The organism is Halomonas sp. C10-5, assembly GCF_057169305.1.
The window spans coordinates 1,301,378-1,326,512 of the sequence record NZ_CP175665.1; the positions used below are offsets into that span (position 1 = coordinate 1,301,378).

The following is a 25,135-nucleotide window of genomic DNA, read 5'->3' on the forward strand; positions in this document are numbered from 1 at the left end:
CATGACCCTGACCTGGCTCGACTGGACCTTCATCGCGCTGCTCGCGGTCACCGGGATCACCGGCCTGCTGCGTGGCCTGGTGCGTGAGGCCCTGGGCCTGGCGGCCTGGGTCGTCGCCCTGCTGGCGGCACGTGTGCTGGCGCAGCCGGTGGCCGACCTGCTGGCCGGGGTCATCGACAGCGCCGATGGCCGACTGGTGCTGGCCTTCGTGCTGGTGATACTGGGCGTGGTACTGGCCTGCGGCATCATCATTCGCCTGCTGCAGGCCGCCGTGGAGTGGGTCGGCATGGGGCTGGTCAACCGGCTGCTGGGGGCCGCCTTCGGGGTGGCCAAGGGGGCGGCGATCCTGGTGCTGGTGACCATCGTGATCGGCCTGACACCCCTCGCCCGGCTCGAGGCCTGGCAGGGCGCGACGCTGCGTCCGCATCTCGAGCAGCTGCGTGACTGGGCGGTGAGCCATTTCGAGGCCTGGGATGGCCGGATTCCCGAGGCGCCCGCATCGCTCGGCGAGCTCTCCCTGCCGGGCGCCAAGCCGGCCGAGGACGCCACGCCCGACAGCGAGACGACGCCCCCCGACAGATGAATTCCGGACGCCGCCCCTGCGGGCTCGGCGTCTCTACAAGCAAGTTTCAGTCAGGACTATCGCAGTTACAGGAACCATGGGTCGCCAGATCAGCCCCGAGCTATTTGCGATAGATCTGAAGTCTCAGTCAAGGCAAGTTCCCGGAAAGCGAGGTAAGGTGGAATGTGCGGTATCGTGGGCCTGATGGCCAAGCAGGCGGTGAACCAGGGCATCTATGACGCCCTGACGGTGCTCCAGCATCGCGGACAGGACGCCGCCGGCATGATGACCTGGCATGAGGGCCGCTTCCTGCTGCGCAAGAGCAACGGGCTGGTGCGGGATGTCTTCCACACCCGACACATGGCGCGCCTCAAGGGCAGCCTGGGTATCGGCCACGTCCGCTATCCCACCGCCGGCTCCTCCAGCGAGGCGGAGTCCCAGCCGTTCTACGTCAACTCCCCCTACGGCATCGCCCTGGCTCACAACGGCAACCTGACCAACTCCGATCAGCTCAAGCAGGAGCTGTTCTCCTCCGACCTGCGTCATATCAACACCAGCTCCGACTCCGAGGTACTGCTCAACGTCTTCGCCCACGAGCTGGGCAAGCAGGGGCTGCACCTGGGGCCGGGGGACGTCTTCGACGCGGTGCGACGCGTGCACCGGCGCTGCAAGGGCGGCTACGCCTCGGTGGCGATCATCAACGGCGTCGGCCTGGTGGCCTTCCGCGACCCCCACGGCATCCGCCCTGTAGTGTTCGGCACCCGTGACGAGGGCGCCGGCCAGGAGGTGATGATCGCCTCCGAGTCGGTGGCACTCGACGTGGGTGGCTTCGAGCTGCATCGCGACCTGGCCCCGGGCGAGGCGATCTTCGTCGACATGGACGGCGAGATTCACACCCAGCAGTGCGCCGATGCCCCGCAGCTGGCCTCCTGCATCTTCGAGCACGTCTACCTGGCGCGCCCCGACTCGATCCTCGATGGCGCCTACGTCTACGGCACCCGCATGCAAATGGGCCGCAAGCTGGGTGATCGCATCCAGAGCGAGTGGCCGGATCACGATATCGACGTGGTGATCCCGATCCCCGACACCTCGCGCACCTCGGCGCTGGAGCTCGCCCAGCACCTCGGGGTGACCTACCGCGAGGGCTTCATGAAGAACCGCTACATCGGGCGGACCTTCATCATGCCGGGCCAGACCCAGCGCCGGAAATCGGTGCGCCAGAAGCTCAATGCCATCGGCATCGAGTTCAAGGGCAAGAACGTGCTGCTAGTCGACGACTCCATCGTGCGCGGCACCACTTGCCGGCAGATCATCCAGATGGCCCGCGAGGCCGGGGCGCGCAAGGTCTATTTCGCCTCCGCCGCGCCGCCGGTACGCTACCCCAATGTCTACGGCATCGACATGCCCGCGGCCGGCGAGCTGATCGCCCACGGGCGCAGCGAGGCCGAGGTGGGCGAGCTGATCGGCGCCGACCGCATCTTCTATCAGGATCTCGAGGACCTGAAGGCGGCCTGTCGCGAGGTCAATCCCAACCTCGAGGCCTTCGACTGTTCGGTGTTCGATGGCAACTACGTGACCGGTGATATCGACGACGCCTACCTGGCGGCGCTGGAGGCCTCGCGCAATGACGATGCCAAGCAGCAGAGTGCCGGTGACCATGCGCTGGTCGGCACCCACAATCTCGAAGACGATATCGACGACTGAGGGCAACCCGCATGCACGATGAACACGATTCCGCATCGTCCTGGGCACTCGAGACGCTGGCGATCCGTGCCGGCCACGATCGTACCGGCGAGCAGGAGCACGGCGAACCGATCTTCCCCACCTCGAGCTTCGTCTACGGCAGTGCCGCCGAGGCGGCACGCAAGTTCAGCGGCGAGGAGCCCGGTAACATCTACTCGCGCTTCACCAATCCCACGGTGCGCACCTTCGAGCGTCGCCTGGCGGCGCTGGAGGGGGGAGAGCGCTGCGTGGCCACCAGTTCGGGGATGGCGGCGATCCTCTCCACGGCGCTGGCGCTGCTCAAGGCGGGTGACGAGATCGTCGCCTCGCGCTCGCTGTTCGGCTCCACGGTAAGCTTGTTCGACAAGTACCTGGGCAAGCTGGGAATCACCACCCGCTATGTGGAGCTCTCGGACCTCGCGGCCTGGGAGGCGGCGATTACGCCGGCGACGAAGCTGCTGTTTGCCGAGACGCCCTCCAACCCGCTCTCCGAGGTGGTGGATATCGCCGCGCTGGCCGAGATCGCCCATCGCCACGACGCCCTGCTGGCCATCGACAACTGCTTCCTGACCCCGGCGCTGCAGCGCCCCCTGGCCCTGGGGGCCGACCTGGTGATCCACTCCGCCACCAAGTACCTGGACGGGCAGGGCAGGGCGATCGGCGGTGCCGTGGTGGGGCGCGAAGCCGAGCTGGAGGAGGTGTTCGGGGTGGTGCGTACCTGCGGCCCCTGCCTGAGCCCCTTCAACGCCTGGATCTTCACCAAGGGCCTCGAGACCCTCGAGCTGCGCATGCGCGCCCACTGCGCCAACGCCCAGGCTCTGGCCGAGTGGCTCGAGGCGCATCCTGCGGTGGCCCGGGTCCACTACAGCGGTCTCGCGAGCCATCCTCAGCACGCCCTGGCGTCCCGCCAGCAGCGCGGCTTCGGCGCGGTGCTGGGGTTCGAGGTGAAGGGCAGCGAGGCCGAGGGCAGCCGCGCGGCGGCCTGGTCGGTGATCGATGCCACCCGACTGCTCTCGATCACCGGCAACCTGGGCGACGTGAAGAGCACCATCACGCATCCCGCCACCACCACCCACGGGCGCCTCTCCGACGCCCAGAAGTCGGCTGCCGGTATCACCGAGGGGCTGATTCGCGTGGCGGTGGGGCTCGAGGCCCTCGACGATATCCGCAGCGACCTCGCTCGTGGACTCGACGCCCTGGTCTGACCCGACGCTTCCCGTGTCCGCCTGACGCCCGTGCCGCGACTCCCGGCACGGGCGTCCTTGTCTCCAGTGCGGTGTCCCGCAACCAGCGGTTTTTCCGAACGCAGCATTCGGCATTATTCAGCGGACTCGAACGGTCGGCTCGGGTAGGCTGTGCTTCATCGAGAACGGCCCGGGAGGGACCATGTGGCGTAATACCAACCAAGGCTGGGGGCTGATCAGCATCCTGCTGCACTGGATCCTGGCGATCGTCATCATTGGCCTGTTCATCCTGGGCTGGTGGATGACCGGACTGGGCTACTATGACCCCTGGTACAACCTGGGCCCCTGGTGGCATCGCTCGCTGGGAATGCTGGTGCTTTTCGCCACCCTGATGCGGCTGGTCTGGCGCCTGGTCAACCCGACACCGCGGGCCCTGGGGCACCCGTTCGAGCGGGTCGCGGCCCACCTGGGGCATCTCGCGCTCTACGTGCTGATGCTGGTGGTGCTGGTCAGCGGTTACCTGATCTCCACCGCCGACGGCAAGGGCATCGCAGTCTTCGACTGGTTCACGGTGCCTGCGCTGATCAGTGACCTGCCCGATCAGGCCAGCCTGGCCGGCGAGGTGCATTGGTACTCTGCCCTGGCATTGATGGTCCTGGCCGCAGGCCACGCCGCCGCGGCCCTCAAGCACCACTTCATCGATCGCCATCCGGTACTCAAGCGGATGATCGATCCCCGGGTGAGTCGGCGCTGATCGGCTGCGATCGCCAAGCTCCCCGACACTTCCTCGTACCAACCGGAGATAATGCTAATGTTCAAGAAGACCGCCATCGCCGCCGCCCTGAGCGCCACCGCCCTGATGGGTGTCAGCCAGGCCCAGGCCGCCGACTACGCCATCGACATCGACGGCCAGCACGCCTTCGTGCAGTTCAAGATCAGTCACCTGGGCTTCTCCTACCTCCTCGGCAGCTTCGAGAAGTTCGACGGCAGCTTCCAGTATGATCCGGAGAACCTCGAGGACGCCGGTGCCCAGCTCGAGGTCCAGGTCGACAGCCTCAACTCCAACCACGCGGAGCGTGACAAGCACATCCTCAGCGATGATTTCCTGGACGCGGGCGAGTACCCTACCGCCACCTTCGAATCCACCGGATTCGAGCCGACAGGCGAGGGCGAAGGCGTGCTGACCGGCGACCTGACCCTGCATGGCGAGACCAACCAGATCGAGATGCCGGTCACCCTGCTGGGCGAGGGCGAGGATCCCTGGGGTGGCTATCGTGCCGGCTTCGAGGGCAGTACCACCCTGGAACTGGCCGACTATGGCATCGACATGAGCGACTTCCCCGAGGCGATGCACGAGCTTGAGCTCTATGTCACCTTCGAGGGCATTCGCCAGTAACAGCCTGGCCCCGGGCCCTGGCCCGTGTTCAGCGAGCACCCCCGGCACGCCGGGGGTGCTCGCGTTGGTCATGGGGGCTAGAATAGCCGCCCCTTCCATCGCCCTGGAGTGATCGTGACGCAACGCAGAGACGACAGTACACCCCTCGGCGTGACCCTGTGGCGCCAGACCTGGCCGATGGCCATCGGCGTGCTGGCACTGTTGGGATTCCAGTTGGTGGACAGTGCCTTCATCGCGCGCCTGGGTACCTCGCAGCTGGCCGCCCAGACCTTCACCTTCCCCCTCAGCTTCCTGATCATCGGCGTGCAGGTGGGCATGGGGATCGCCATCGCCGCGCAGATCTCCCGCTCCCTGGGTGCCGGCGAGACCGCCCGCGCAAGGCGCCTGGGCAGCCTGGTGCTGGTGGTGGGAGCCGTGGTCATCGGCTTGCTGTCGCTGGCGTTATGGGCCCTGCAGGCGCCGATATTCGCCAGTCTGGGTGCCGATGCGTCGGCTCTCGAGCTGATCCGCGGCTACTGGGCACCCCAGCTGCTGGCTGCCTGGCTGGGGGCGGCCCTCTATTTCGGTTACAGCCTGTTCCGGGCCCATGGCAACACCCGACTGCCGGGCACCATGATGGTGGTGACCAGCCTGGTGAACCTGGTGCTCGACCCGCTGCTGATCTTCGGAGTCGGCTCCTGGCAGGGGCTGGGACTGCCCGGCGCCGCCTGGGCCACGGCGATCGCCTTTGGCGTCGGGCTGGTGGTGCTGGGCTGGCGGATCGGTCAGACCGACTGGCTGGCCCGGGAGGGGCTACTCGAGGAGCTGCGCACCTCGGCGCGGCCCTTCGCCGGCATCGCCGGGCCGGCCATGGTCAGCCAGCTGATGCCGCCGCTGGCGGCGATGCTGGCCATTGCCGTGGTGGCGAGCCTGGGCGAGGCCCAGGTGGCTGCCTGGGGCCTGGCCAATCGCCTGGAGACGCTGTCGCTGATGGTGGTGCTGGCCATGACCATGTCGCTGCCGCCCTGGTTGGGGCGCTGCTATGGCGCCGGCGACTGGGCCCAGATCCATCGCTTGATGCGCCTGGCGCTGCGGGTCATCGTCGTCTGGCAGCTGCTCCTGGGCCTGGTGATGGCCGTCGCCGCGCCCTGGGTGGCGCTGGTGCTCTCCGGCAACCCCGAGGTGCGCGACGACCTGGCGCTGTTGATCCGCTTCCTGCTGCCCAGCTACGCGGCCCTCGGCGTGTGCATGATCGTGGTCTCGGCGGGCAATGCGCTGGGCTGGCCGCTGCGCGCCATGCTGATGTCGGGGGCGCGGCTGTTCATCTTCTACCTGCCGTGTCTGGCGCTGGGCGCCTGGCTCGGGGGGCTTCTCGGCCTGGCCGTCGGCGCCGCCATCGGCAACCTGCTGGCCGGTCTCGCCGCCTGGGGAGTCCTGCGGCGCATCCTGGCTAGTCCGCGGCGGCGCCCGCTGGAGGAGGCCGCCTGAGGCGGGCGCCTCAGACGTGATGCAGCTCCTGGCCGCCATCCGAGAAGCCGGGCGGGGTATTGGCGCTGACGATCACGCACTCTTCCTCACCGGTGTTGCGGAAACGGTGGGGCAGGCGGGAGTCGAAGTAGTAGGCGTCGCCCACGCCGAGCACCTCGCTCTCGCCGTTGACGGTGATCTCGATCTCGCCGGCCACCACCACCCCGCCTTCCTCGCCGGCGTGCTCGAGCATCTCCTCGCCGGTATCCGCCCCCGGGGGGTAGCGCTCATGGATGATCGACATCTGACGCTCGGGGCGACGCGCGGCGACCAGGCGAAACGACAGGCGGCCGTCGCCGATCTCGGTGAGCTCCCGGGCCCGGTAGAACGTCTGGGGAGCGCTGGGTTCGTCGCCGGCGAAGAAGGCGCTGATCGATACCGGCAGGGCGTCGAGAATCTTCTTCAGTGAGCTTACCGAGGGGCTGACGCTGTTTTGCTCGATCAGTGAGATGGTGCTGTTGGTCACGCCGGCGCGCTTGGCCAGCTCGCGCTGGGAGAGGCCGCGTGCCAGGCGCAGCTGGCGCAGCCGGCCGCCCACCTCGAATCCGCTTTCCGCTTGCATGGGGCATCCTGTCAAGAAAACTGCACATATGATAGCGACTTGCGGGCGTGCCGATAAGCGTCGTTTGCCGACGTCGGCAGCGCTGCCGTGGCGAGGGCTTGATGCGCGTCAGGACAATGACTTGCGCGGCGCTTCGGCGTGGCACCCGGCGGCCGGCTCAGGCATCATGAGGGAATGAGAAGGAGACCTTCGATGATCCCCCAACACGACCTCACCGGAATGATCCTGGCCGGCGGCCAGGGGCGCCGCATGGGCGGCGTCGACAAGGGGCTGGTACCCTTCGCCGGTCGTCCGCTGGTGGCCCACGTGCGCGAGCGCCTGGCTGGCCAGGTGGCCGAGCTGCTGGTCAATGCCAACCGCAGCCTTGACGCCTATGCCGAGTTCGCCGATCGCGTCATCGAGGACGCCGAAGAGGGTTATCAGGGGCCGCTGATGGGCATCTACAGCGGCCTGCGGGCGGCGCGTACGCCCTGGCTGCTGGTGGTTCCCTGCGATACGCCGGCGCTGCCCGATGACCTGGTGGCGCGCCTGGTGGCCGGCATCGGCGAGGCCGACATCGCCGTGGCCGGCGATGGCCAGCGCCTGCACCCGGTGGTGGCGCTGATGCGTACTGCCCTGGCCGACGACCTGGCCGCTGCCCTGGCCGGAGGCGAGCGCAAGATCGATCGCTGGTATGCCCGCCACGCCTGTGTGCAGGTGGACTTCGCCGAGGGCCCGGGAGCCTTTGCCAACCTCAATACCCAGGTCGAGAAACACCGCCTGGAACAGGCGCTAGCCGAGGAGTCCGTCAAGCGATGAGCGAGCCCATCGACGAGCTGAACCTGGACGAGCAGCTGCCGCTGCTGGGCATCGCGGCCTGGAGCGGTACCGGCAAGACTACGCTGCTCGAGGCCCTGCTGCCGCGCCTGCGCGAGCGGGGGCTGCGTGTGGCGGTGATCAAGCATGCCCACCACGCCTTCGACGTCGACCAGCCCGGCAAGGACAGCCATCGCCTGCGCCAGGCCGGTGCCAGCCCCATGCTGGTGGCCTCCCGGGCCAGGTTGGCGCTGATGATGGAGACCCCGGACCAGGAGGAGGCGGATCTGGCGTCGCTGCTCGCCATGGTGGCCCCCCAGCGGCCCGACCTGGTGCTGGTGGAGGGGTTCAAGGCCTGGCCGCTGCCCAAGCTGGAGCTGCATCGTCCGGCGCTGGGCAAGCCCCTGCGGGTGGCCGAGGACCGCTGGGTGCGCGCCGTGGCCACGGACGCGCCCCTGTCTCTGCCCGATGGTGTCGACTGCCTGGATCTCAACGACCTGCAGGCCCTGACCGACTGGATCGCCGCCTGGCCGGCACGCTGGCCCGCCGAGCGCCAGCCGCGAGCGGTGGGGGAGGGGATGCCGTCATGAGCCTCTCCTGCTTCGAACTGGGTGAACGCATGCTGGCCGTGGAGGAGGCCCGTGCCGCGGTGCTGGCGCTGGCCGAGGGGCCCTTGCCCGACGAGTGCGTTGCGCTGCGTTCACTGCGCGGCCGGGTGCTGTCCGAGCGGCTCCTCGCCCCCATCGACGTGCCCCAGAATACCAATGCTGCCATGGATGGCGTGGCCCTGGCCTGGCCCGAGGCGGTGCCGTCCGACGGCTTCCTGCGGGTGGCGGAGATTTATGCCGGCCACACTGCCCAGCGCCCCCTCGGCGCCGGCGAGTGTGCCGGGATCACCACCGGCGCGCCGCTGCCCCCCGGCGCCGATACCGTGATCATGCGCGAGCAGCTGGTCATCGATTCCGGGGCCGATGGCGCGGTGCGTGTCCGGGTCGAGCGGGCCGAGCGCGTGCGACGCGGCCAGAACGTGCGCCAGGCCGGCGAGGACATTCCCCGCGGCGCGGTGGCACTGGACGCAGGAACCCGCCTGGGGGCCGCCGAGCTGGGCCTGATCGCCTCCCTGGGGTTCGCCGAGGCCAGGGTAGTGCGTCGCCCCCGGGTGGCGCTCTTCTCCACCGGCGACGAGGTCGCCGCCCCGGGTGAGGCGCTGCCCGCCGCCGGCATCTTCGATGCCAACCGCTTTGCGCTGATGGCGCTGGTGGAGGAGCATGGCGGAGAGGTGATCGACCTGGGCATCCTCCCCGACGAGCGAGACGCCATCGCCGATGGCCTGGCGCGCGCCGCCGCCGAGGCCGACCTGGTGCTCTCCAGCGGCGGTGTCTCGGTGGGCGATGCCGACCATACCCGGGCGGCGCTTTTCGAGCAGGGCGAGCTTGGCTTCTGGAAGATCGCCATCCGCCCCGGGCGACCACTGGCTTGCGGACGTCTGGGCGCGCGCGGGGTGCCGTTCCTGGGACTGCCCGGCAATCCGGTGGCCAGCATGGTGACCTTCCTGCAGTTCGCTGCGCCGTTGCTGGCCCGGCTGCAGGGTCGCGAGGAGGCCTGGCCGCAGCGGCTGACGGCGGTGGCCGGACAACCGCTGCGCAGCCGCGAGGGGCGCGTCGACTACCTGCGCGGCGTGTACCGTAGCGACGGCGAGGGCCGCCTGGTGGTGCGCGACGGCGGCGCCCAGGGCTCCGGCATCCTCTCCTCGATGGGGCGGGCCAACTGCCTGATCGAGATTGACGACGCCCGGGCCAGCGTGGCCGCGGGCGAGAGCGTCACCATTCAACCCCTGTTCCGACTTCCATGAGGTGCCGTTTCCCATGTCCCTGACCCATCTCAATGCGCGCGGTGAGGCCCATATGGTCGATGTCGCCGACAAGCCGGAGAGCCGTCGAGAGGCCGCTGCTTCCGGTCGCATCCATATGCGTCCCGAGACCCTGGCGCTGCTCGCCGAGGGCGGGCTGCCCAAGGGCGACGTGCTGGCCACGGCACGCATCGCCGGCATCCAGGCGGCCAAGCGCACCCACGAACTGATCCCGCTCTGTCATGCCCTGGCGCTGTCGAAGGTGGCGGTCGATTTCCGCCTCGACGAGGCCGGGAGCTGCGTTGAGGTGACCGCTACCTGCCGCCTCAACGGTCGCACCGGCGTGGAGATGGAGGCGCTCACCGCGGTGTCGGTGGCCTGCCTGACCCTCTACGACATGTGCAAGGCGGTGGACAAGGCCATGGAGATCGGCGCCATCCAGCTCGAGTCCAAGAGCGGCGGCCGCTCCGGCGACTACCGTCGTGATACCCTCGAGTCGCGACCCGCGCCCATCGTCACCGGCGAGGGACAGGCCGGCGAGGTCAGCCTCGGCAGCCGCTGCGACATCGCCTCTCCCTGTATCCGCGTCAAGTGCCTGGCCGAGCTGCGCGAGCGCCTCGGCGTGGGCGAGATCGCGGTGCCCCTGGACAGCCTGGAACGCTCCGATGTGGCCGGCCTCAAGGCGGCCCTCAAGGTGCTCGATCCGCGCTTCTCGCGACTCGATGAGGGGCGCGTGCTGTGCGCCGTCAACCAGGTGATGGCCAGCGATGCCACGCCGGTGACCAACGAGGATGAAGTCGCCTTCTTCCCGCCAGTGACCGGAGGCTGAGCCATGATTCGAGTGCAGAAGGCGCCCTTCGATGCCGGCGTCGAGCAGCAGGCGCTGCTGGCCGGGCGCACCGATATCGGGGCGGTGGTCAGCTTCACCGGCCTGGTGCGTGACTTCAACGAGCGCCCCGAGGTGACGGCGCTGACCCTGGAGCACTATCCCGGGATGACGGAGTCCGCGCTCGAGGCCATCGTCGAGGAGGCGCGGGGGCGCTGGCCACTGGATGCGGTCCGCGTGATCCATCGGGTTGGACGACTGACCCCGGGTGACCCTATCGTGTTGGTAGTGGTCGCCAGTGCCCATCGACGTGCAGCCTTCGAGGCCTGCGACTTCATCATGGACTACCTCAAGACGCGCGCGCCATTCTGGAAGAAGGAGCATGCCAGCGACGGTGATTACTGGGTATCGGAACGACATTCCGATCACGCGGATGCCCGCCGCTGGGAAGCTTGAAACGGGAGACAACCCCATGACGACTCTGCCTCGCGAACTGATCGACGACTTCGGACGACGCGTCAGCTATGTGCGTATCTCGGTCACCGACCGCTGCGATTTTCGCTGTGTCTACTGCATGAGCGAGGAGATGACCTTCCTGCCGCGGGCCCAGGTCCTCACCCTGGAGGAGCTGGCGATGGTGGCTCGTGCCTTCGTGGAGCTGGGCGTGGAGAAGGTGCGCCTGACCGGCGGCGAGCCACTGGTCAGGCGCGACATCGATTCCCTGGTCGAGCAGATCGGCGGTCTGCCCGGGCTCAGGGATTTCGCCATGACCACCAATGGAGCCAGCCTGCCCAGGTATGCGTCTCGGCTGCGTGAGGCAGGACTCAAGCGCCTCAATATCAGCCTCGACTCGCTCGATTCCCAGCGCTTCCGTCAATTGACCCGCACCGGGGACCTCGACCGGGTCATCGACGGCATACGGGCCGCCCGGGAGGCGGGCTTCGAGCGCATCAAGCTCAACGCGGTGATCCTCAAGGGGCGCAACGATGACGAGGTGCTAGACCTGGTCGAATTTGCCCGCAACGAGGGGCTCGATATCAGTTTTATCGAGGAGATGCCGCTGGGTGATGTCTCCGATCACAGCCGAGCCGAGACCTTCTGCTCCAGTGACGAGGTACAGGAGATCATCGAGGGTCGCTATCCGCTGACCCCCACGACGGAGTCGACTCTGGGGCCCTCACGCTATTTTCGCATGGCCGACAGTGATTCGCGGATCGGCTTCATCTCGCCGCATAGCCATAACTTCTGCGCTACCTGCAACCGGGTTCGCGTGACCGTGGAGGGGCGACTGCTGCTGTGTCTCGGCAATGAACACTCCGTGGACCTGCGCCGCGTGCTGCGCGCTCATCCGGGCGATATGGATGCACTCAAGCATGCCATCGTCGCCGCCATGCCGCTCAAGCCCGAGCGTCATTACTTCACCACCGACGGGGATGTGCAGGTGGTTCGCTTCATGAACATGACCGGTGGCTGAGGCGCCACGGCGAGGCTGACTCGCTTCTTGCCTCCCATCAGCGGCGCCCTCGGGCGCCGCTTTTGCATCCTGTTAAACGCCCTTTGTGTGGCGACTTTTTCGGTTGCTTTACGGCAGAATTTCCGTCGACTTTTCTTGCCAAGCGGTGGTCACTGCATATACTTTTCACGATGTAACCGTACCGCACCCGTCTCGCAAATCCAGCTCAGGAGGGACTGATGTCCAGCGAAACCCTGGAGCGCATCGCTCGCAACAAGAACGTGGCACGCGCCGCGGCACGTCAGCTCAGCATGGAGCAGCTGCACAAGCTTGCCGAGGTGATCGAGGAGGTCATCGAACAGAAGAAGGACGAGGAGCAGCAGCGCCAGGAGGAGGAGGCCGAGAAGGAGCGCAAGCGCTCCGAGATCCTTGAGGCGATCAACGAGGCGGGACTTTCGGTGGATGACCTGGTAGTGGAGCCGCCGCGTCGCAAGCGCGGACGTCCGCCCAAGAACGCCAGCAAGGGGTAAGGCCTCGGGCAGTGCCAGCAGTAAGAAAAAGCCGCTCTCGATGAGCGGCTTTTGCATTGTCGGGGGGCATTGCCAGGCGCAGGTATTCCGACGTGAAGCCCTATCCCGAGTGGCTGGTGGCCGGGGCCTCCATGGCGAGAATCTGCAGGTGAATCTCCGGCAGGCGACGCAGGTGGTCGGCGAACCAGGCAATCAGTCGTGGTTGCAGGGCCAGCCGCAGATCGGCCAGGGTCTCGGCGCGCAGCGATTCCAGGGCATCGTCGAGCCAGTCGCAGAAGTCGGTCTCATCGAAGGCCTGCACTTCACCGGCGTCGAGCATCAGTCGACCGATGCGAGTCCAGCCTCCCTCCTCGGTGGCGGCCACCGACAGCGCCAGGTAGAGGCTGCCATGGCGGCTGCCTGCGCCGTGGTGGCCGCCCAGCCCGGGAAGCGGCGCCACGGCGTTCTGGCTGACGATGCAGGGGGGCTGGGGGTGGCGGCCTTCCAGGGTCAGGCCGTCGGCATCGAAGCGGATCATGTCGCCGTTCAGGGGAGATAGCGGTGCCTGGATCCCGAGTTCCTCGGCGATCTCGCGGTGGGCCTGCTGGTGGCGCGGTTCGCCATGCACCGGCAGCAGGTATCGGGGCCGCACCCAGCCGTAGAGGGTGCGCAGCTCCTCCTGAGCCGGGTGCCCGGAGGCATGCAGCTCGGGGTGGTTGAACTCATCGAGGATCTCGATGCCCAGGTGGCGAAGCCCACCCTTGAGCCGCTCGATCAGCAGCTCGTTGCCGGGGATCGCCTTGGCCGAGAAGATCACGCTGTCGCCGGGTCCCAGTTCCAGCGAGCGATGGCGCCCTCGGGCCAGTCGCTGCAGCGCGGCGCGCGGCTCCCCCTGGCTGCCGGTGGCGATCACCAGCACTTCCTCGGGGGGCAAGTAGCCGAGATCGCTGCTGGGCACCAGGGGAGGGAAGTCGTCCAGGTAGCCGAGACCGCGGGCAACCGCCACCATGCGCTCCATGGAGCGACCCATCAGGCTGACCCGGCGTCCGCAGCGTTCGGCGGCGCGACCGATGGCCAGCACCCGGGCCAGGTTGCTGGCGAAGCAGGAGACCACCACCCGGCCCTCGCAGCGGGCGATGGCGTGCTCCAGGGCCATGGCCACCTCGCCCTCGCTGCGTGAGTCGCCGGGCATCGGGGCATTGGTGGAGTCGCCTACCACCAGGTCCACCGGGGCGATGGCACGGAAGGTGGCCGGGGAGATCGGGGCGCCGAGCAGCGGTTCGGGGTCGAGCTTCCAGTCGCCGGTATGCAGCACGCGGTGCTCGCCGGCGGTGATCAGCAGCGAGCAGCTCTCGGGAATGGAGTGGGTCACCGGCAGGAAACGCAAGGTGAAGGGCCCCGTCTCCATCGCCTCGCCGGGCTCGATCACCTGGATGGCGTCGGGGGAGAGTCCGCGTTCAGCGAACTTGGCGCGCAGCAGGCCGGCGGCCAGCGGTGTGGCGTGGATGGGGCAGCCCCATTTCGGCCACAGCCAGGCGGCGGCGCCGATATGGTCCTCGTGACCATGGGTGATGACCAGCGCCTGCGGCACGATCCCCAGCGTCTCGGGGGTGGCCAGGTTGGGCACCTGCAGCGGCGAGTCCGGCAGGTCCTGGCGGATCATCATGCCGCAGTCCACCGCGATCCAGGCGCCCTCCTGGCCTTCATCACCATAGCCATACAGGCTGAGGTTCATGCCGATCTCGCCGCAGCCGCCCAGCGGCAGGAAGCGCAGGGGAGGGCGGCGGCGTGGGCGGATCTGGACTCGAGGCTTGGGCATCGCGGAGGGAATTTCCTGAGACATGGCGGTTTCACTATACGGGAAGCCCGCCGGGGCCCACAACGCGCGGCGTCCGGCGGATGCCGGAACTCGCTGTTTTCGCTACACTGTTGCGCCCGTCTCGCCGCAGCCTGGAGCTCGACATGTCACATTATTACCGCCTGGTGGTCTCCTGTCCCGATCGCGTGGGGATCGTCTCCCGCGTCTCAGGCTTCATCGCCGGCCACGGCGGCTCGATCACTGAGGCCAGCCAGCACTCCGATCTCGAGACGGGGCGCTTCTTCATGCGCTACGAGATCCTGGCCGACTCCATCGGCATGCCGCCGGAGGCGCTGCGCGAGGCCTTTGCTCCTATCGCCACGGAGTTCGAGATGACCTGGGCGCTGACCGATACCCGGCAGCGTCCGCGGGTGGTGCTGATGGTCTCGAAGGAGTCCCACTGCCTGGTGGACCTGCTCTACCGCTGGACCGCCGGCGAGCTCGACTGCGAGATCGCCGCGGTGATCTCCAACCACGAGGCCATGCGTGGCCTGGTGGAGTGGCACGGCATCGCCTATCACCATGTACCGGTCCCGGCCGACGACAAGCAGGCGGCCTTCGATGAGGTGGAGCGCCTGGTCGAGGAGGCCCGTGCGGACTGCATCGTGCTGGCACGCTACATGCAGATCCTGCCGCCGGCCCTGTGCGAGCGTTATGCCGGCCGGGTGATCAATATCCACCACAGCTTCCTGCCCAGCTTCGCCGGTGCCAAGCCCTACCACCAGGCCTACGAACGCGGGGTCAAGCTGATCGGTGCTACCTGTCACTACGTCACCGCCGAACTCGACGCCGGACCGATCATCGAACAGGACATCCATCGCGTCAGCCATTGCCATACCCCCGATGACCTGGTGCGCTTCGGCCGTGATGTCGAGAAGGCGGTGCTGGCCAGGGGGCTGCGCTGGCACCTCGAGGATCGCGTGCTGATCCACGGCAACAAGACCGTGGTCTTTGCCTGACGGCGGGAGGCGTCCATGTCCTTTTCCGATGCGGTGCTGGCCCCCTGGCTGCTGGTCATCGCCTCGCTGATCGCCTTCGGTGTGCTGGTGCTGGCCCTGCTGCAGCGCCCCTGGCGCGCGCTGCTCGCCGACAGCGGCCTGCAGCACCGCTGGCTGGCCGCCAGCGTGGCGGTGCTGCTGATGTGGCAGCTGCGCGCCCAGGCGGTGGACTGGCTGACCCTGCACCTGATGTTTACCGCGCTGCTGGTGCTGGTGTTCAAGGCGCCCCTGGCGCTGCTCTCCCTGCTGCTGGTCAACTTGGCGATGGTGGTGACGGGCCGGGTCGCCTGGCCGCTGCTGGGGGTCAACCTGCTGGTCACCGGTGTCATGCCGGCGCTGACCATGGTGATCATCTGGCGACTGGTGGATCGCTTCCTGCCCGACAATCTGATGGTGTTCCTGTTCGTCTGCGGCTTCTTTGGTGCCGCACTCTCCACGCTGGCCGCCGGCCTTGCTGCGGTGGGGTTGATGCTGCTCGGCGCCAGCGATGCCCACGCCCTCTACCAGGCGCTGGAGTATGCCCGTTTCCTGCCACTGCTGATGCCCTCCGAGGCGTTCATCACCGGCATGTTGATGAGCATCCTGCTGGTCTATCACCCGCACTGGGTGGCGACCTTCAACGACCACCGCTACATCGATACCAAGTAGGCCGCCCATGACTGCTTCCTCTGGCGCTGCACCGCCGCGCCCTGCCCGCCGTGAACTGCTGGAAGGCCCCATCGCCGCTACCCTGCTGCGCAAGACCCTACCGGTGATCGGCGGCATGATCGCCATGCTGAGCTTCAACCTGGTGGACACCTGGTTCATCTCGCGGCTGGGCACCGAGGAGCTGGCGGCGGTCTCCTTCACCTTTCCGGTGGTATTCACCGTCATCAGCCTGGCCATCGGCCTGGGGATAGGCACCTCGGCGGTGGTGGGGCGGCGCCTGGGGCGCGGGGAGTTCACGGCGGTGCGCCGTCGCTCCACCGATGCCGCCCTGCTGGGTCTGGTGGTCGGTGTGCTGATGACACTGCTGGGCCTTGCCACCCTCGAACCGCTGTTCCGGCTGCTGGGTGCCGATGACACCCTGCTGCCGCATATTCGCGACTACATGGGCGTCTGGTACTTCGGCACCGCGGCGATGATCGTGCCCCGGGTGCTCAACAGCATCCTGCGTGCCCACGGCAATACCGTTACCCAGGGATTGATGATGGGGCTGGCCGCCCTGGTCAACGTGGTGCTGGACTGGTGGCTGATCTTCGGCATGGGGCCGATTCCCGCCATGGGTGTCTCCGGCGCAGCGCTGGCCACGGTGCTGAGCTGGGGCCTGATGGCGGTGACCCTGGTCTTCCAGCGCGAACTGCGCGGCCTGTTCGATCTGGCCGGACTCACTCCAGCCGGGTTGCTCGACTCCTGGCGCGAGCTCGGCCGCATCGCCGGCCCCGCGGCCCTGACCAGCGTCTTCACGCCGCTGGCCATGGGCCTGCTGACGCGTATCGTCGCCGGCCACGGCCACCACGCCGTGGCCGGCTTCGGTGTCGGCACCCGCATCGAGGCGTTCGCCCAGATCGCCGTGCTGGGGCTCTCCATGACCCTCTCGCCGCTGGTCAGCCAGAATGCCGGTGCCGGTCAGTACGACCGGGTGCGCCGCGCCATCTTCGGCTGCTTCCTGTTCGTGCTGCTCTGGCAGCTGCTGGTGTGGGCCGTCCTGCAGGGGCTGGCACCCTGGCTGGTGGCAGGTTACGCCGAGCGCGAGGCGGTGGGGGAGGTGCTGCGCACCTTCCTGTGGCTGGTGCCCCTGGGCCTGGGTGCTCAGGGCGTGGTGATCCTGGCGGTATCGTCATGCAACGCCCTGCATCGACCGGCCCGGGCCATGCGCCTCTCGGTGGTGCGGCTGTTCGTGCTCAGCGTCCCCCTGGCCTGGCTGGGAGGGCGTCTGGCCGGCACCACCGGGATCTTTTCCGGCATGCTCGTCGCCAACCTGCTGATGGCACTGGTCGCCTGGTGGCAGATCCGGGTGGTGCTCGCGCGCTACCGCTGAGGAGTTTTTTGCCACCAGGACTTGGCAGGGCGGTGCTCCTGGTCTACATTCGTCATAAATGTAGATATTATTGAGCCGCCACCATCAGGAGCCCGCCATGAGCCAGATCACCCCCGTCACCTGGGACGACCCCTTCCGCCTCGTCGACCAGCTCACGGAAGAGGAGCGCATGGTCCACCAGACCGCCCGGGACTATTGCCAGGAGAAGCTCCTGCCGCGGGTACTCGAGGCCAACCGCCACGAGATCTTCCATCGCGAGATCATGAACGAGATGGGCGAGTTGGGCCTGCTCGGCGCTACCATCGACGGCTATGGCTGTGCCGGCCTCAACTACGTCAGCTACGGCCTGATCGCCCGCGAGGTGGAGTGCGTCGACTCCGGTTACCGCAGCGCCATGAGCGTGCAGTCGAGCCTGGTGATGTACCCCATCCACGCCTTCGGCAGCGAGGAGCAGCGCGAGAAGTACCTGCCCAAACTGGCCAGCGGCGAGTGGGTGGGCTGCTTCGGGCTCACCGAGCCCGACCACGGCTCCGATCCGGGCGGCATGGCCACTCGCGCCACCCGCACTGCGAACGGCTGGCGCCTCAACGGCACCAAGACCTGGATCACCAACTCGCCCATCGCCGATGTCTTCGTGGTGTGGGCCAAGGATGACGAGGGGGTGATCAACGGCTTCATCCTCGAGAAGGGTATGCCGGGCCTCAGCGCGCCCAAGATCGAGGGCAAGTTCAGCCTGCGCGCCTCCATCACCGGCCAGATCGCCATGCAGGACGTGGAGGTCTCCGATGAGCAGCGCCTGCCCCACGTCAAGGGACTCAAGGGACCCTTCTCCTGCCTCAACCGCGCCCGCTACGGCATCGCCTGGGGTGCCATGGGCGCCGCCGAGGCGTGCTGGCATGCCGGTCGCGACTACACCCTGGAGCGCAAGCAGTTCGGCCGTCCCCTGGCCGCCAACCAGCTGATCCAGAAGAAGCTCGCCGATATGCAGACCGAGATTACCCTGGGCCTGCAGGCGGCGCTGCGTGTCGGGCGCATGATCGACGACGGACAGCTGGTGCCGGAGGCGATCTCGCTGATCAAGCGCAACAACTGCGGCAAGGCCCTGGACATCGCCCGCGTCGCCCGCGACATGCACGGCGGCAACGGCATCAGCGACGAGTACCATGTGATTCGCCACGTGATGAACCTCGAGGCGGTCAACACTTACGAGGGCACCCACGACGTCCACGCCCTGATCCTCGGTCGTTCCCAGACCGGCCTGCAGGCCTTTACCGGGTAACAGGAGCTCGAGATGAGTGGACCGCTGGAGGGCATTACCGTGCTCGACATGTCGCGGGTGCTGGCCGGCCCCTGGGCGGGCCAGCTGCTCGCAGATCTGGGCGCCCGGGTGATCAAGATCGAGCACCCCAGCCGCGGCGACGACACCCGCGGTTGGGGACCGCCGTGGCTGGCCGAGGAGAGCGAGCGTGACAGGGTCGCCGCCTACTACCTCTGCGCCAACCGGGGCAAGCACTCCCTGGCCGTGGATATCGCCACCGAGGAGGGCCAGGCGCTGGTGCGCCGCTTGGCATCGGGTGCCGATATCCTGCTCGAGAACTTCAAGGTCGGTGGCCTGGCCAAGTACGGCCTCGACTACGCCAGCCTGCACGCCGACAACCCGCGGCTGATCGGCTGCTCCATCACCGGCTTCGGCCAGAATGGCCCCTATGCCCACCGCGCCGGCTACGACTTCATGATCCAGGCCATGGGCGGGCTGATGAGCCTGACCGGCGAAGCCGACGCCATGCCCATGAAGACCGGAGTGGCGATCACCGACGTGATGACCGGCCTCTACGCCACGGTGGGCGTACTGGCGGCGCTGCAGGAGCGTGCTCGCACCGGCGTCGGCCGCCATGTGGATGTGGCGCTGCTCGACGTCCAGGTGGCCACCCTGGCGAACCAGGCCCTCAACGCCCTGGTCAGCAGCAAGGACCCCGAGCGCCACGGCAACGCCCATCCCAATATCGTGCCCTACCAGGCCTTCGCCTGTGCCGACGGCCACCTGGTGCTCACCGTGGGCAATGATGCCCAGTTCGCCCGCTTCGCTGCCCTGCTGGGCCATCCCGAGTGGGCGCGGGATCCCGCCTATGCCACCAACGCCGCCCGGGTCGGCAATCGCGAGGTGCTGGTGCCGATGATCCAGGCGATACTGGCCACCCGGCCCCGCGACGAATGGCTGGGTGAGCTGGAGGCGCGCGGCATCCCCGCCGGGCCCATCAACAGCGTCAGCGAGGTGTTCGAGGATCCCCAGGTGCAGCATCGTCAGATGCACCGCGTCCTGAAGCGTGGCGATCTCGAGGTACCCCAGGTGGCCAACCCGCTACGCTTCGACGGCGCCTCCGCCACCAGCGAGGTGGCCCCGCCTCGCCTGGGCCAGGACAGCGATGCCCTGCTGGCCGAGATGGGGCTCACGGCGGAAGATATCGCCAGGCTAAGGCGGGCGGGGGTAGTCAGGTAAGGATTACCGCGGCGAAAACCGCCTCATCAGCCCCATCTCGGCGATCATCCGGGTGGAGATCTCCTCCACCGAGAAGCGGGTGGTGTCGATGAAGGGGATATGCATCTGCCGATAGAGCCCCTCTGCCTGGCCCACCTCCTGAACACACTGGTCCATGGAGCTGTAGCGGCTGTTGGGTCGACGCTCGTGGCGGATCGCCGCCAGCCGCCTGGGGTCGATGGTCAGGCCGAACAGCTTGTGGTGGTGAGGGGCCAGCGCCTTGGGCAGCTTGAGGGTGCCGTCCTCGTCGAGATCGTCCTCGGTGAGCGGGTAGTTGGCCGCGCGGATGCCGAACTGCAGCGCCAGGTAGAGCGAGGTGGGGGTCTTGCCGCAGCGCGAGACGCCGATCAGGATCACGTCGGCCTTGTCGTACTGGTGGGTACGGGCGCCGTCATCGTTGTCCAGGGCGAAGTGCACCGAGTGGATGCGGTCCATGTAGACCTCATCCTTGCCGATGGAGTGGGTACGGCCCACGGTGTAGCTGGAGTGGGTCTTGAGTTCCTGCTCCAGCGGCTCGAGGAAGGTCGAGAAGATATCGACCTTGAACCCCTCGGCCTGGCGGATCACCTCGCGAATCTTGCCGTCGACGATGGTGTCGATGATGATCGGCATCTCGCCGTCGCGTACCGCCACGCCGTTGATGATCTCGACCAGAGCCTCGGCCTTTTCGACCGTGTCGATGTAAGGCTTGGTGAGCATGCGGATCTCGACATTCTCGAACTGGGCCAGCAGGCTGCGGCCCAGGCTCTCGGCGGTGATGCCGGTGCCGTCGGAGATGAAGAAGGCGGTACGGGTCATGGCGGCGTCGCTTTGATGAAGAAAGGCCTCCATTGTCGGGCGCAGGCACCCGGCCGACAACCCTCCCGGTAGTTTGCAGACTACACGAATTCCCGGAAATCCCCGTCTGTTGTAAAAATCCTCCAGTGACTTCGCTGTTAGACCAATGGCGAATATGGTCACCGCTTGGTAGAGTCCCCAGCATCTCGTCATGTCTGCCGGCATGATGGTCTGTCGTCGATAGCCAAGGGGGTCCCGTGGACGATTATATTCTGTGGTTCGATGAACTGGGCATGGACGATGTCGAGCGCGTGGGGGGCAAGAATGCCTCCCTCGGCGAGATGATCTCAAACCTGGCCGGTGCGGGTGTCACCGTGCCCGGTGGCTTCGCCACCACCGCCCACGCCTACCGCGAATTCCTCTCCCACGAGGGCCTCAATGAGCGCATCAACCAGGCGCTGGCCACCTTGGACGTGGATGACGTCGCCGAACTGGCCAGGGTCGGCGCCCAGATCCGCCAGTGGGTGATCGATACCCCGCTGCCGCCGACCTTCGAGCAGCACCTGCGCAGCGCCTACGACAAGCTGCTCGCCCAGCACCCCAACCTCAAGGCGGCGGTGCGCTCCTCGGCCACCGCCGAGGACCTGCCGGACGCCTCCTTTGCCGGCCAGCAGGAGACCTTCCTCAACATCGAGGGTTTCGACAACATCAAGCGCGCCGTGCACGAGGTGTTCGCCTCGCTGTTCAACGACCGCGCCATCTCCTACCGCGTGCATCGCGGCTATGCCCACGAGAACGTGGCGCTCTCCGCGGGTATCCAGAAGATGGTGCGCTCGGAGACCGGTGCCTCGGGTGTGATGTTCACCCTGGACACCGAGTCCGGTTACCGCGACGCGGTCTTCGTCACCGCCTCCTGGGGCCTGGGCGAGACCGTGGTGCAGGGCGCGGTGAACCCCGACGAGTTCTACGTGCACAAGCCGACGCTGGCCGCCGGCCGTCCTGCCGTGCTGCGCCGCAACCTGGGCTCCAAGCTGATCAAGATGGTCTATGGACAGGAGGCCAGCGCCGGCAAGTCGGTTGAGACCGTCGACGTGCCCCTCAAGGATCGCGGCCGCTTCTGCCTCGACGATGAGCAGGTGATGGCCCTGGCGCGCCAGGCAGTCACCATCGAGCAGCACTACCAGCGCCCCATGGATATCGAGTGGGCCCTGGATGGCGACGACGGTCGGCTCTATATCGTCCAGGCGCGTCCCGAGACCGTGGTTTCCCAGCAGCAGGGCGGCAAGCTGGAGCGCTTCCAACTCAAGGAGAAGGGGCGCAATCTGGTCACTGGTCGCGCCATCGGCCAGCGCATCGGTCGCGGTGCCGTCAAGGTGGTCTTCTCGCCGGATGACATGGAGAAGGTCAACCCCGGCGACGTGCTGGTCACCGACATGACCGACCCCGACTGGGAGCCGATCATGAAGCGCGCCTCGGCCATCGTCACCAACCGTGGCGGGCGCACCTGCCATGCGGCGATCATTGCCCGCGAGCTCGGCATCCCGGCAGTGGTGGGCTGCGGCGATGCCACCGAGGTGCTCGCAGATGGCCGCGACGTCACCGTCTCCTGTGCCGAGGGCGATGCCGGTCACGTCTACGAGGGACTGCTGGAGTTCGACCGCACCGTGACCAGTGTCGACGCCATGCCCGAGATCCCGTTCAAGATCATGATGAACGTCGGCAACCCTGATCGCGCCTTCGGCTTCGCCAGCCTGCCCAATGCCGGCGTGGGCCTGGCGCGCCTGGAGTTCATCATCAACCGCATGATCGGCGTGCACCCCAAGGCCCTGCTCGAGTACGACACCCTGCCCGAGGACCTGCAGCAGACCATCGACCTGCGCATCGCCGGCTACCCGAGCCCGGTGGAGTTCTACGTCGACAAGCTGGTGGAGGGCATCTCCACCCTGGCCGCCGCGTTTCATCCGCAGCGGGTCATCGTGCGCCTCTCGGACTTCAAGTCCAACGAGTACGAGAACCTGATCGGCGGCAAGCTCTACGAGCCGGGCGAAGAGAACCCGATGCTGGGCTTCCGCGGCGCCTCGCGCTACATCTCCGACGCCTTCCGCGACTGCTTCGAGCTGGAGTGCCGGGCACTCAAGCGGGTCCGTGAGGAGATGGGCCTGGATAACGTCGAGATCATGGTGCCCTTCGTGCGCACCACCGAGGAGGCCAGCGAGGTGATCGACCTGCTGGCGGCCAACGGCCTGAAGCGCGGCGACAATGGCCTCAAGGTGATCATGATGTGCGAGCTGCCGGCCAACGCCCTGCTCGCCGAGGAGTTCCTGGAGTACTTCGACGGCTTCTCCATCGGCTCCAACGACCTCACCCAGCTCACCCTGGGACTGGATCGTGACTCCGGCATCGTCGCCCACCTCTTCGACGAGCGGAATCCGGCGGTCAAGAAGCTGCTGGCCATGGCCATCCAGGCCTGCAAGGCCCAGGGCAAGTACATCGGCATCTGCGGCCAGGGCCCGTCTGACCACCCGGACCTCGCCAAGTGGCTGATGGAGCAGGGCATCGACTCGGTCTCCCTCAACCCGGACGCGGTGCTCGAGACCTGGTTCATGCTCGCCGGCGAAACTCTGGAATAAACCGCCAGCGGCACCCTGCGGCATCCAGCGCGCCCGGTCGACCACCGTCGACCGGGCGTCTTTCGTCTATGCTGACACTCTCCCTTCACGTCAGACCCACCGCGACAAGGAGCCGGTCCATGACCCTGTCTGCTACCCCTTTCCGCCGCCGCCTGCTGGCCCCACTGGCCGCCACGCTGATACTCGGCCTGCCACTCACTGCGCTGGGCGAGGTCGATTTCCAGTACCAGCGGCCCGCGATCGCGCCGGAGACAGGCTCCGGCAGCGAGGAGAAGCCCGGCTGGGCCACCCGCGAGTTCGCCGTGGCCGCGGCCAATCCCCTGGCCACCGATGCCGGCTACCAGATCCTCAAGGCGGGAGGCTCGGCCATCGACGCCGCCATTGCGGTGCAGATGGTGCTCACTCTCGTCGAGCCCCAGTCCAGCGGTATCGGCGGCGGCTCCTTCCTGATGTATCACGATGGCGAGGAGGTCAGGGCCTACGACGGTCGTGAGACCGCCCCCGCGTCGGTGGAGGAGGGGCTCTTTCTGGACGGAGACGGTGAGCCACTGGAATTCATGAAGGCCGTTGCCAGTGGTCGCTCGGTCGGCGTGCCCGGCACCCTGCGCATGCTGGAGATGGCCCACAAGGCCCATGGCCGCCTGCCCTGGGCCGAGCTCTTCGAGCCGGCCATCGCCTTGGCCGATGAGGGATTTCCGGTCAGCCCCCGGCTGCATCGCAGCATCGCCGCCACCGAGGCGCTGCGTGACGACGACCGGGCCGCGGCCTACTACTACACCGAGGAGGGTGATCCCCTGCCGGAAGGACACACCCTCAAGAACCCGGCCCTGGCCGTGATGCTCGAGTGGATCGCCGAGAAGAAAAGCTCGGCGCTGCATACCGGCAAGATCGCCGAGGACATCGTGGCTCGGGTGCAGAACCATCCCGGCATGACCGGCACCTTGAGCCTCGAGGACCTGGCCAGCTATACCGCGAAGGAGCGCGAAGCGCTCTGCTCCGACTGGCAGGACTACCGGGTCTGCGGATTTCCGCCACCCTCGTCGGGCCATCTCACCGTGATGCAGATCCTCGGCACCCTGGAGCAGCTGCCTGCGATGGAGGTCGGCCTGGAGGATGACCTACCCGATGTCGAGTGGCTGCATCGCTTCCTCGAGGCGTCGCGGCTGGCCTTCGCCGACCGCGGGCGCTACATCGCCGACCCGGACTTCGTCGAGGCACCGGGCGGTGACTGGTCGCTGATGCTCGACCCCGACTACCTGGATGAGCGTGCCGAGCTGATCGAGGATGGCCGGAGCATGGGCAGTGGCGGTGCCAGCCCGGGCAACCCCGGCGCCCTGGCCACCGCCTGGGCCGTGCAGCCGACCCAGCCGGAATACGGTACCAGCCATATCAGCATCGTCGACGAGCACGGTAATGCCCTGGCCATGACCAGCTCCATCGAGCAGGCCTTCGGGGCGCGCATTCTCTCCGACGGTGGCACGGGCATGCCGGGGGGCTTCCTGCTCAACAACGAGCTCACCGACTTCTCCTTCAGCCCTGCGGATGACGAGGGAACCCCCATCGCCAACCGGGTGGAGCCCGGCAAGCGACCGCGCTCGAGCATGAGCCCGACACTGGTCTTCGACCGCGAGAGCGACGAGCTGGTGGCGAGCCTGGGCTCCCCCGGCGGTGCGGCCATCATCCACTATACCGCCCGTTCGCTGGTGGCGATGCTCGATTGGGGCCTGGATGCCCAGCACTCGCTTGACCTGCCCCATGCCATTACCCTGGGCGGTACGGTCTACCTGGAGCAGGGACGTTTCCCCGCAGCCACCCTGGAGGCGCTGCGTGAGCTCGGCCATGAGGTGGAGGAGCGTGAGCTGACCAGTGGCCTGCAGGCCATCCAGCGTACCCGCGAAGGATGGTTCGGTGGCGCCGACCCGCGTCGTGAAGGGGTCGTGATGGGGGATTGA

At 67.5% G+C, this 25,135-nt stretch carries 23 protein-coding genes; 20 read left to right on the forward strand and 3 right to left on the reverse strand.

Annotated features, from left to right (window positions below; translation table 11 throughout):
• Window position 1: 1 nt before the first annotated feature.
• The 6 genes from ACJ7IV_RS06100 to ACJ7IV_RS06125 all read left to right on the forward strand — a co-directional run bounded on the left by ACJ7IV_RS06100 (window position 2) and on the right by ACJ7IV_RS06125 (window position 6,331).
• Window positions 2-583, forward strand: coding sequence for a CvpA family protein (locus tag ACJ7IV_RS06100; protein WP_483866222.1), 582 nt, complete (start codon window positions 2-4; stop codon window positions 581-583).
• Between the two features lie 162 nt (window positions 584-745).
• The gene (gene purF / locus ACJ7IV_RS06105) at window positions 746-2,266 is read left to right on the forward strand and encodes an amidophosphoribosyltransferase (protein WP_483866223.1); all 1,521 of its coding nucleotides are present in this window, start codon (window positions 746-748) and stop codon (window positions 2,264-2,266) included.
• An 11-nt stretch (window positions 2,267-2,277) separates the two neighbouring features.
• Window positions 2,278-3,489, forward strand: coding sequence for an O-succinylhomoserine sulfhydrylase (locus tag ACJ7IV_RS06110; RefSeq protein WP_483866224.1), 1,212 nt, complete (start codon window positions 2,278-2,280; stop codon window positions 3,487-3,489).
• 181 nt (window positions 3,490-3,670) lie between these two features.
• A complete protein-coding gene (locus tag ACJ7IV_RS06115) occupies window positions 3,671-4,222 on the forward strand; it encodes a cytochrome b (RefSeq protein WP_483866225.1) in 552 nt (183 codons plus the stop codon).
• A gap of 57 nt (window positions 4,223-4,279) precedes the next feature.
• The gene (locus tag ACJ7IV_RS06120; RefSeq protein ID WP_483866226.1) at window positions 4,280-4,864 is read left to right on the forward strand and encodes a YceI family protein; all 585 of its coding nucleotides are present in this window, start codon (window positions 4,280-4,282) and stop codon (window positions 4,862-4,864) included.
• A 177-nt stretch (window positions 4,865-5,041) separates the two neighbouring features.
• Window positions 5,042-6,331, forward strand: coding sequence for an MATE family efflux transporter (locus ACJ7IV_RS06125; RefSeq protein ID WP_483866551.1), 1,290 nt, complete (start codon window positions 5,042-5,044; stop codon window positions 6,329-6,331).
• A 10-nt stretch (window positions 6,332-6,341) separates the two neighbouring features.
• On the opposite strand, the gene ACJ7IV_RS06130 is transcribed toward ACJ7IV_RS06125, so the two are convergent.
• On the reverse strand, window positions 6,342-6,932 hold the full coding sequence (locus tag ACJ7IV_RS06130; protein ID WP_483866227.1) for a cupin domain-containing protein: 591 nt from the start codon (window positions 6,930-6,932) through the stop codon (window positions 6,342-6,344).
• A 192-nt stretch (window positions 6,933-7,124) separates the two neighbouring features.
• Between ACJ7IV_RS06130 and mobA the strand changes: the two genes are divergently transcribed.
• From mobA to ACJ7IV_RS06165, 7 genes are all read left to right on the forward strand, one after another.
• Window positions 7,125-7,730 (forward strand): molybdenum cofactor guanylyltransferase MobA, encoded by a 606-nt coding sequence (gene mobA, locus ACJ7IV_RS06135; protein ID WP_483866229.1) that lies wholly within the window; start codon window positions 7,125-7,127, stop codon window positions 7,728-7,730.
• Window positions 7,727-8,317 (forward strand): molybdopterin-guanine dinucleotide biosynthesis protein B, encoded by a 591-nt coding sequence (gene mobB, locus ACJ7IV_RS06140; protein WP_483866230.1) that lies wholly within the window; start codon window positions 7,727-7,729, stop codon window positions 8,315-8,317. The genes mobA and mobB overlap by 4 nt, the downstream gene beginning before the upstream one ends.
• Window positions 8,314-9,579: a molybdopterin molybdotransferase MoeA gene (gene moeA, locus ACJ7IV_RS06145; RefSeq protein WP_483866231.1), complete on the forward strand. Its 1,266-nt coding sequence runs from the start codon at window positions 8,314-8,316 to the stop codon at window positions 9,577-9,579. Before mobB ends, moeA begins: the two co-directional genes overlap by 4 nt.
• Window positions 9,580-9,592: 13 nt before the next feature.
• Window positions 9,593-10,405 carry a cyclic pyranopterin monophosphate synthase MoaC gene (moaC, locus tag ACJ7IV_RS06150; protein ID WP_483866232.1) on the forward strand — a complete coding sequence of 271 codons (813 nt, stop codon included), beginning with the start codon at window positions 9,593-9,595 and terminating at the stop codon, window positions 10,403-10,405.
• 3 nt (window positions 10,406-10,408) lie between these two features.
• Window positions 10,409-10,858, forward strand: coding sequence for a molybdopterin synthase catalytic subunit MoaE (gene moaE, locus ACJ7IV_RS06155; protein WP_213312621.1), 450 nt, complete (start codon window positions 10,409-10,411; stop codon window positions 10,856-10,858).
• Between the two features lie 25 nt (window positions 10,859-10,883).
• Window positions 10,884-11,876 carry a GTP 3',8-cyclase MoaA gene (moaA, locus tag ACJ7IV_RS06160; protein WP_483866552.1) on the forward strand — a complete coding sequence of 331 codons (993 nt, stop codon included), beginning with the start codon at window positions 10,884-10,886 and terminating at the stop codon, window positions 11,874-11,876.
• Window positions 11,877-12,094: 218 nt separating this feature from the next.
• Complete coding sequence (locus ACJ7IV_RS06165; RefSeq protein ID WP_161432821.1) at window positions 12,095-12,385, forward strand: H-NS family histone-like protein; 291 nt, start codon at window positions 12,095-12,097, stop codon at window positions 12,383-12,385.
• A gap of 100 nt (window positions 12,386-12,485) precedes the next feature.
• Here ACJ7IV_RS06165 and ACJ7IV_RS06170 read toward each other — a convergent pair whose 3' ends face one another.
• Window positions 12,486-14,099, reverse strand: coding sequence for a ribonuclease J (locus ACJ7IV_RS06170; protein ID WP_483866553.1), 1,614 nt, complete (start codon window positions 14,097-14,099; stop codon window positions 12,486-12,488).
• 227 nt (window positions 14,100-14,326) lie between these two features.
• Here ACJ7IV_RS06170 and purU point away from each other — a divergent pair, with 227 nt between their 5' ends.
• From purU to ACJ7IV_RS06195, 5 genes are all read left to right on the forward strand, one after another.
• Window positions 14,327-15,181 carry a formyltetrahydrofolate deformylase gene (purU, locus tag ACJ7IV_RS06175; RefSeq protein WP_282041691.1) on the forward strand — a complete coding sequence of 285 codons (855 nt, stop codon included), beginning with the start codon at window positions 14,327-14,329 and terminating at the stop codon, window positions 15,179-15,181.
• A gap of 15 nt (window positions 15,182-15,196) precedes the next feature.
• Complete coding sequence (locus ACJ7IV_RS06180) at window positions 15,197-15,868, forward strand: energy-coupling factor ABC transporter permease (RefSeq protein ID WP_483866233.1); 672 nt, start codon at window positions 15,197-15,199, stop codon at window positions 15,866-15,868.
• A 7-nt stretch (window positions 15,869-15,875) separates the two neighbouring features.
• On the forward strand, window positions 15,876-17,240 hold the full coding sequence (locus ACJ7IV_RS06185) for an MATE family efflux transporter (protein ID WP_483866234.1): 1,365 nt from the start codon (window positions 15,876-15,878) through the stop codon (window positions 17,238-17,240).
• A gap of 97 nt (window positions 17,241-17,337) precedes the next feature.
• Window positions 17,338-18,519, forward strand: coding sequence for an acyl-CoA dehydrogenase (locus tag ACJ7IV_RS06190; RefSeq protein ID WP_483866235.1), 1,182 nt, complete (start codon window positions 17,338-17,340; stop codon window positions 18,517-18,519).
• 12 nt (window positions 18,520-18,531) lie between these two features.
• Complete coding sequence (locus ACJ7IV_RS06195) at window positions 18,532-19,737, forward strand: CaiB/BaiF CoA transferase family protein (protein ID WP_483866236.1); 1,206 nt, start codon at window positions 18,532-18,534, stop codon at window positions 19,735-19,737.
• A gap of 3 nt (window positions 19,738-19,740) precedes the next feature.
• Here the strand turns inward: ACJ7IV_RS06195 and ppsR are convergent, their stop codons facing one another.
• A complete protein-coding gene (gene ppsR / locus ACJ7IV_RS06200; protein WP_483866237.1) occupies window positions 19,741-20,574 on the reverse strand; it encodes a posphoenolpyruvate synthetase regulatory kinase/phosphorylase PpsR in 834 nt (277 codons plus the stop codon).
• Between the two features lie 236 nt (window positions 20,575-20,810).
• On the opposite strand from ppsR, the gene ppsA reads away from it, so the two are divergent.
• Both ppsA and ggt read left to right on the forward strand, forming a co-directional pair.
• Complete coding sequence (ppsA, locus tag ACJ7IV_RS06205; protein ID WP_483866238.1) at window positions 20,811-23,183, forward strand: phosphoenolpyruvate synthase; 2,373 nt, start codon at window positions 20,811-20,813, stop codon at window positions 23,181-23,183.
• A gap of 119 nt (window positions 23,184-23,302) precedes the next feature.
• Complete coding sequence (ggt, locus tag ACJ7IV_RS06210) at window positions 23,303-25,135, forward strand: gamma-glutamyltransferase (protein WP_483866239.1); 1,833 nt, start codon at window positions 23,303-23,305, stop codon at window positions 25,133-25,135.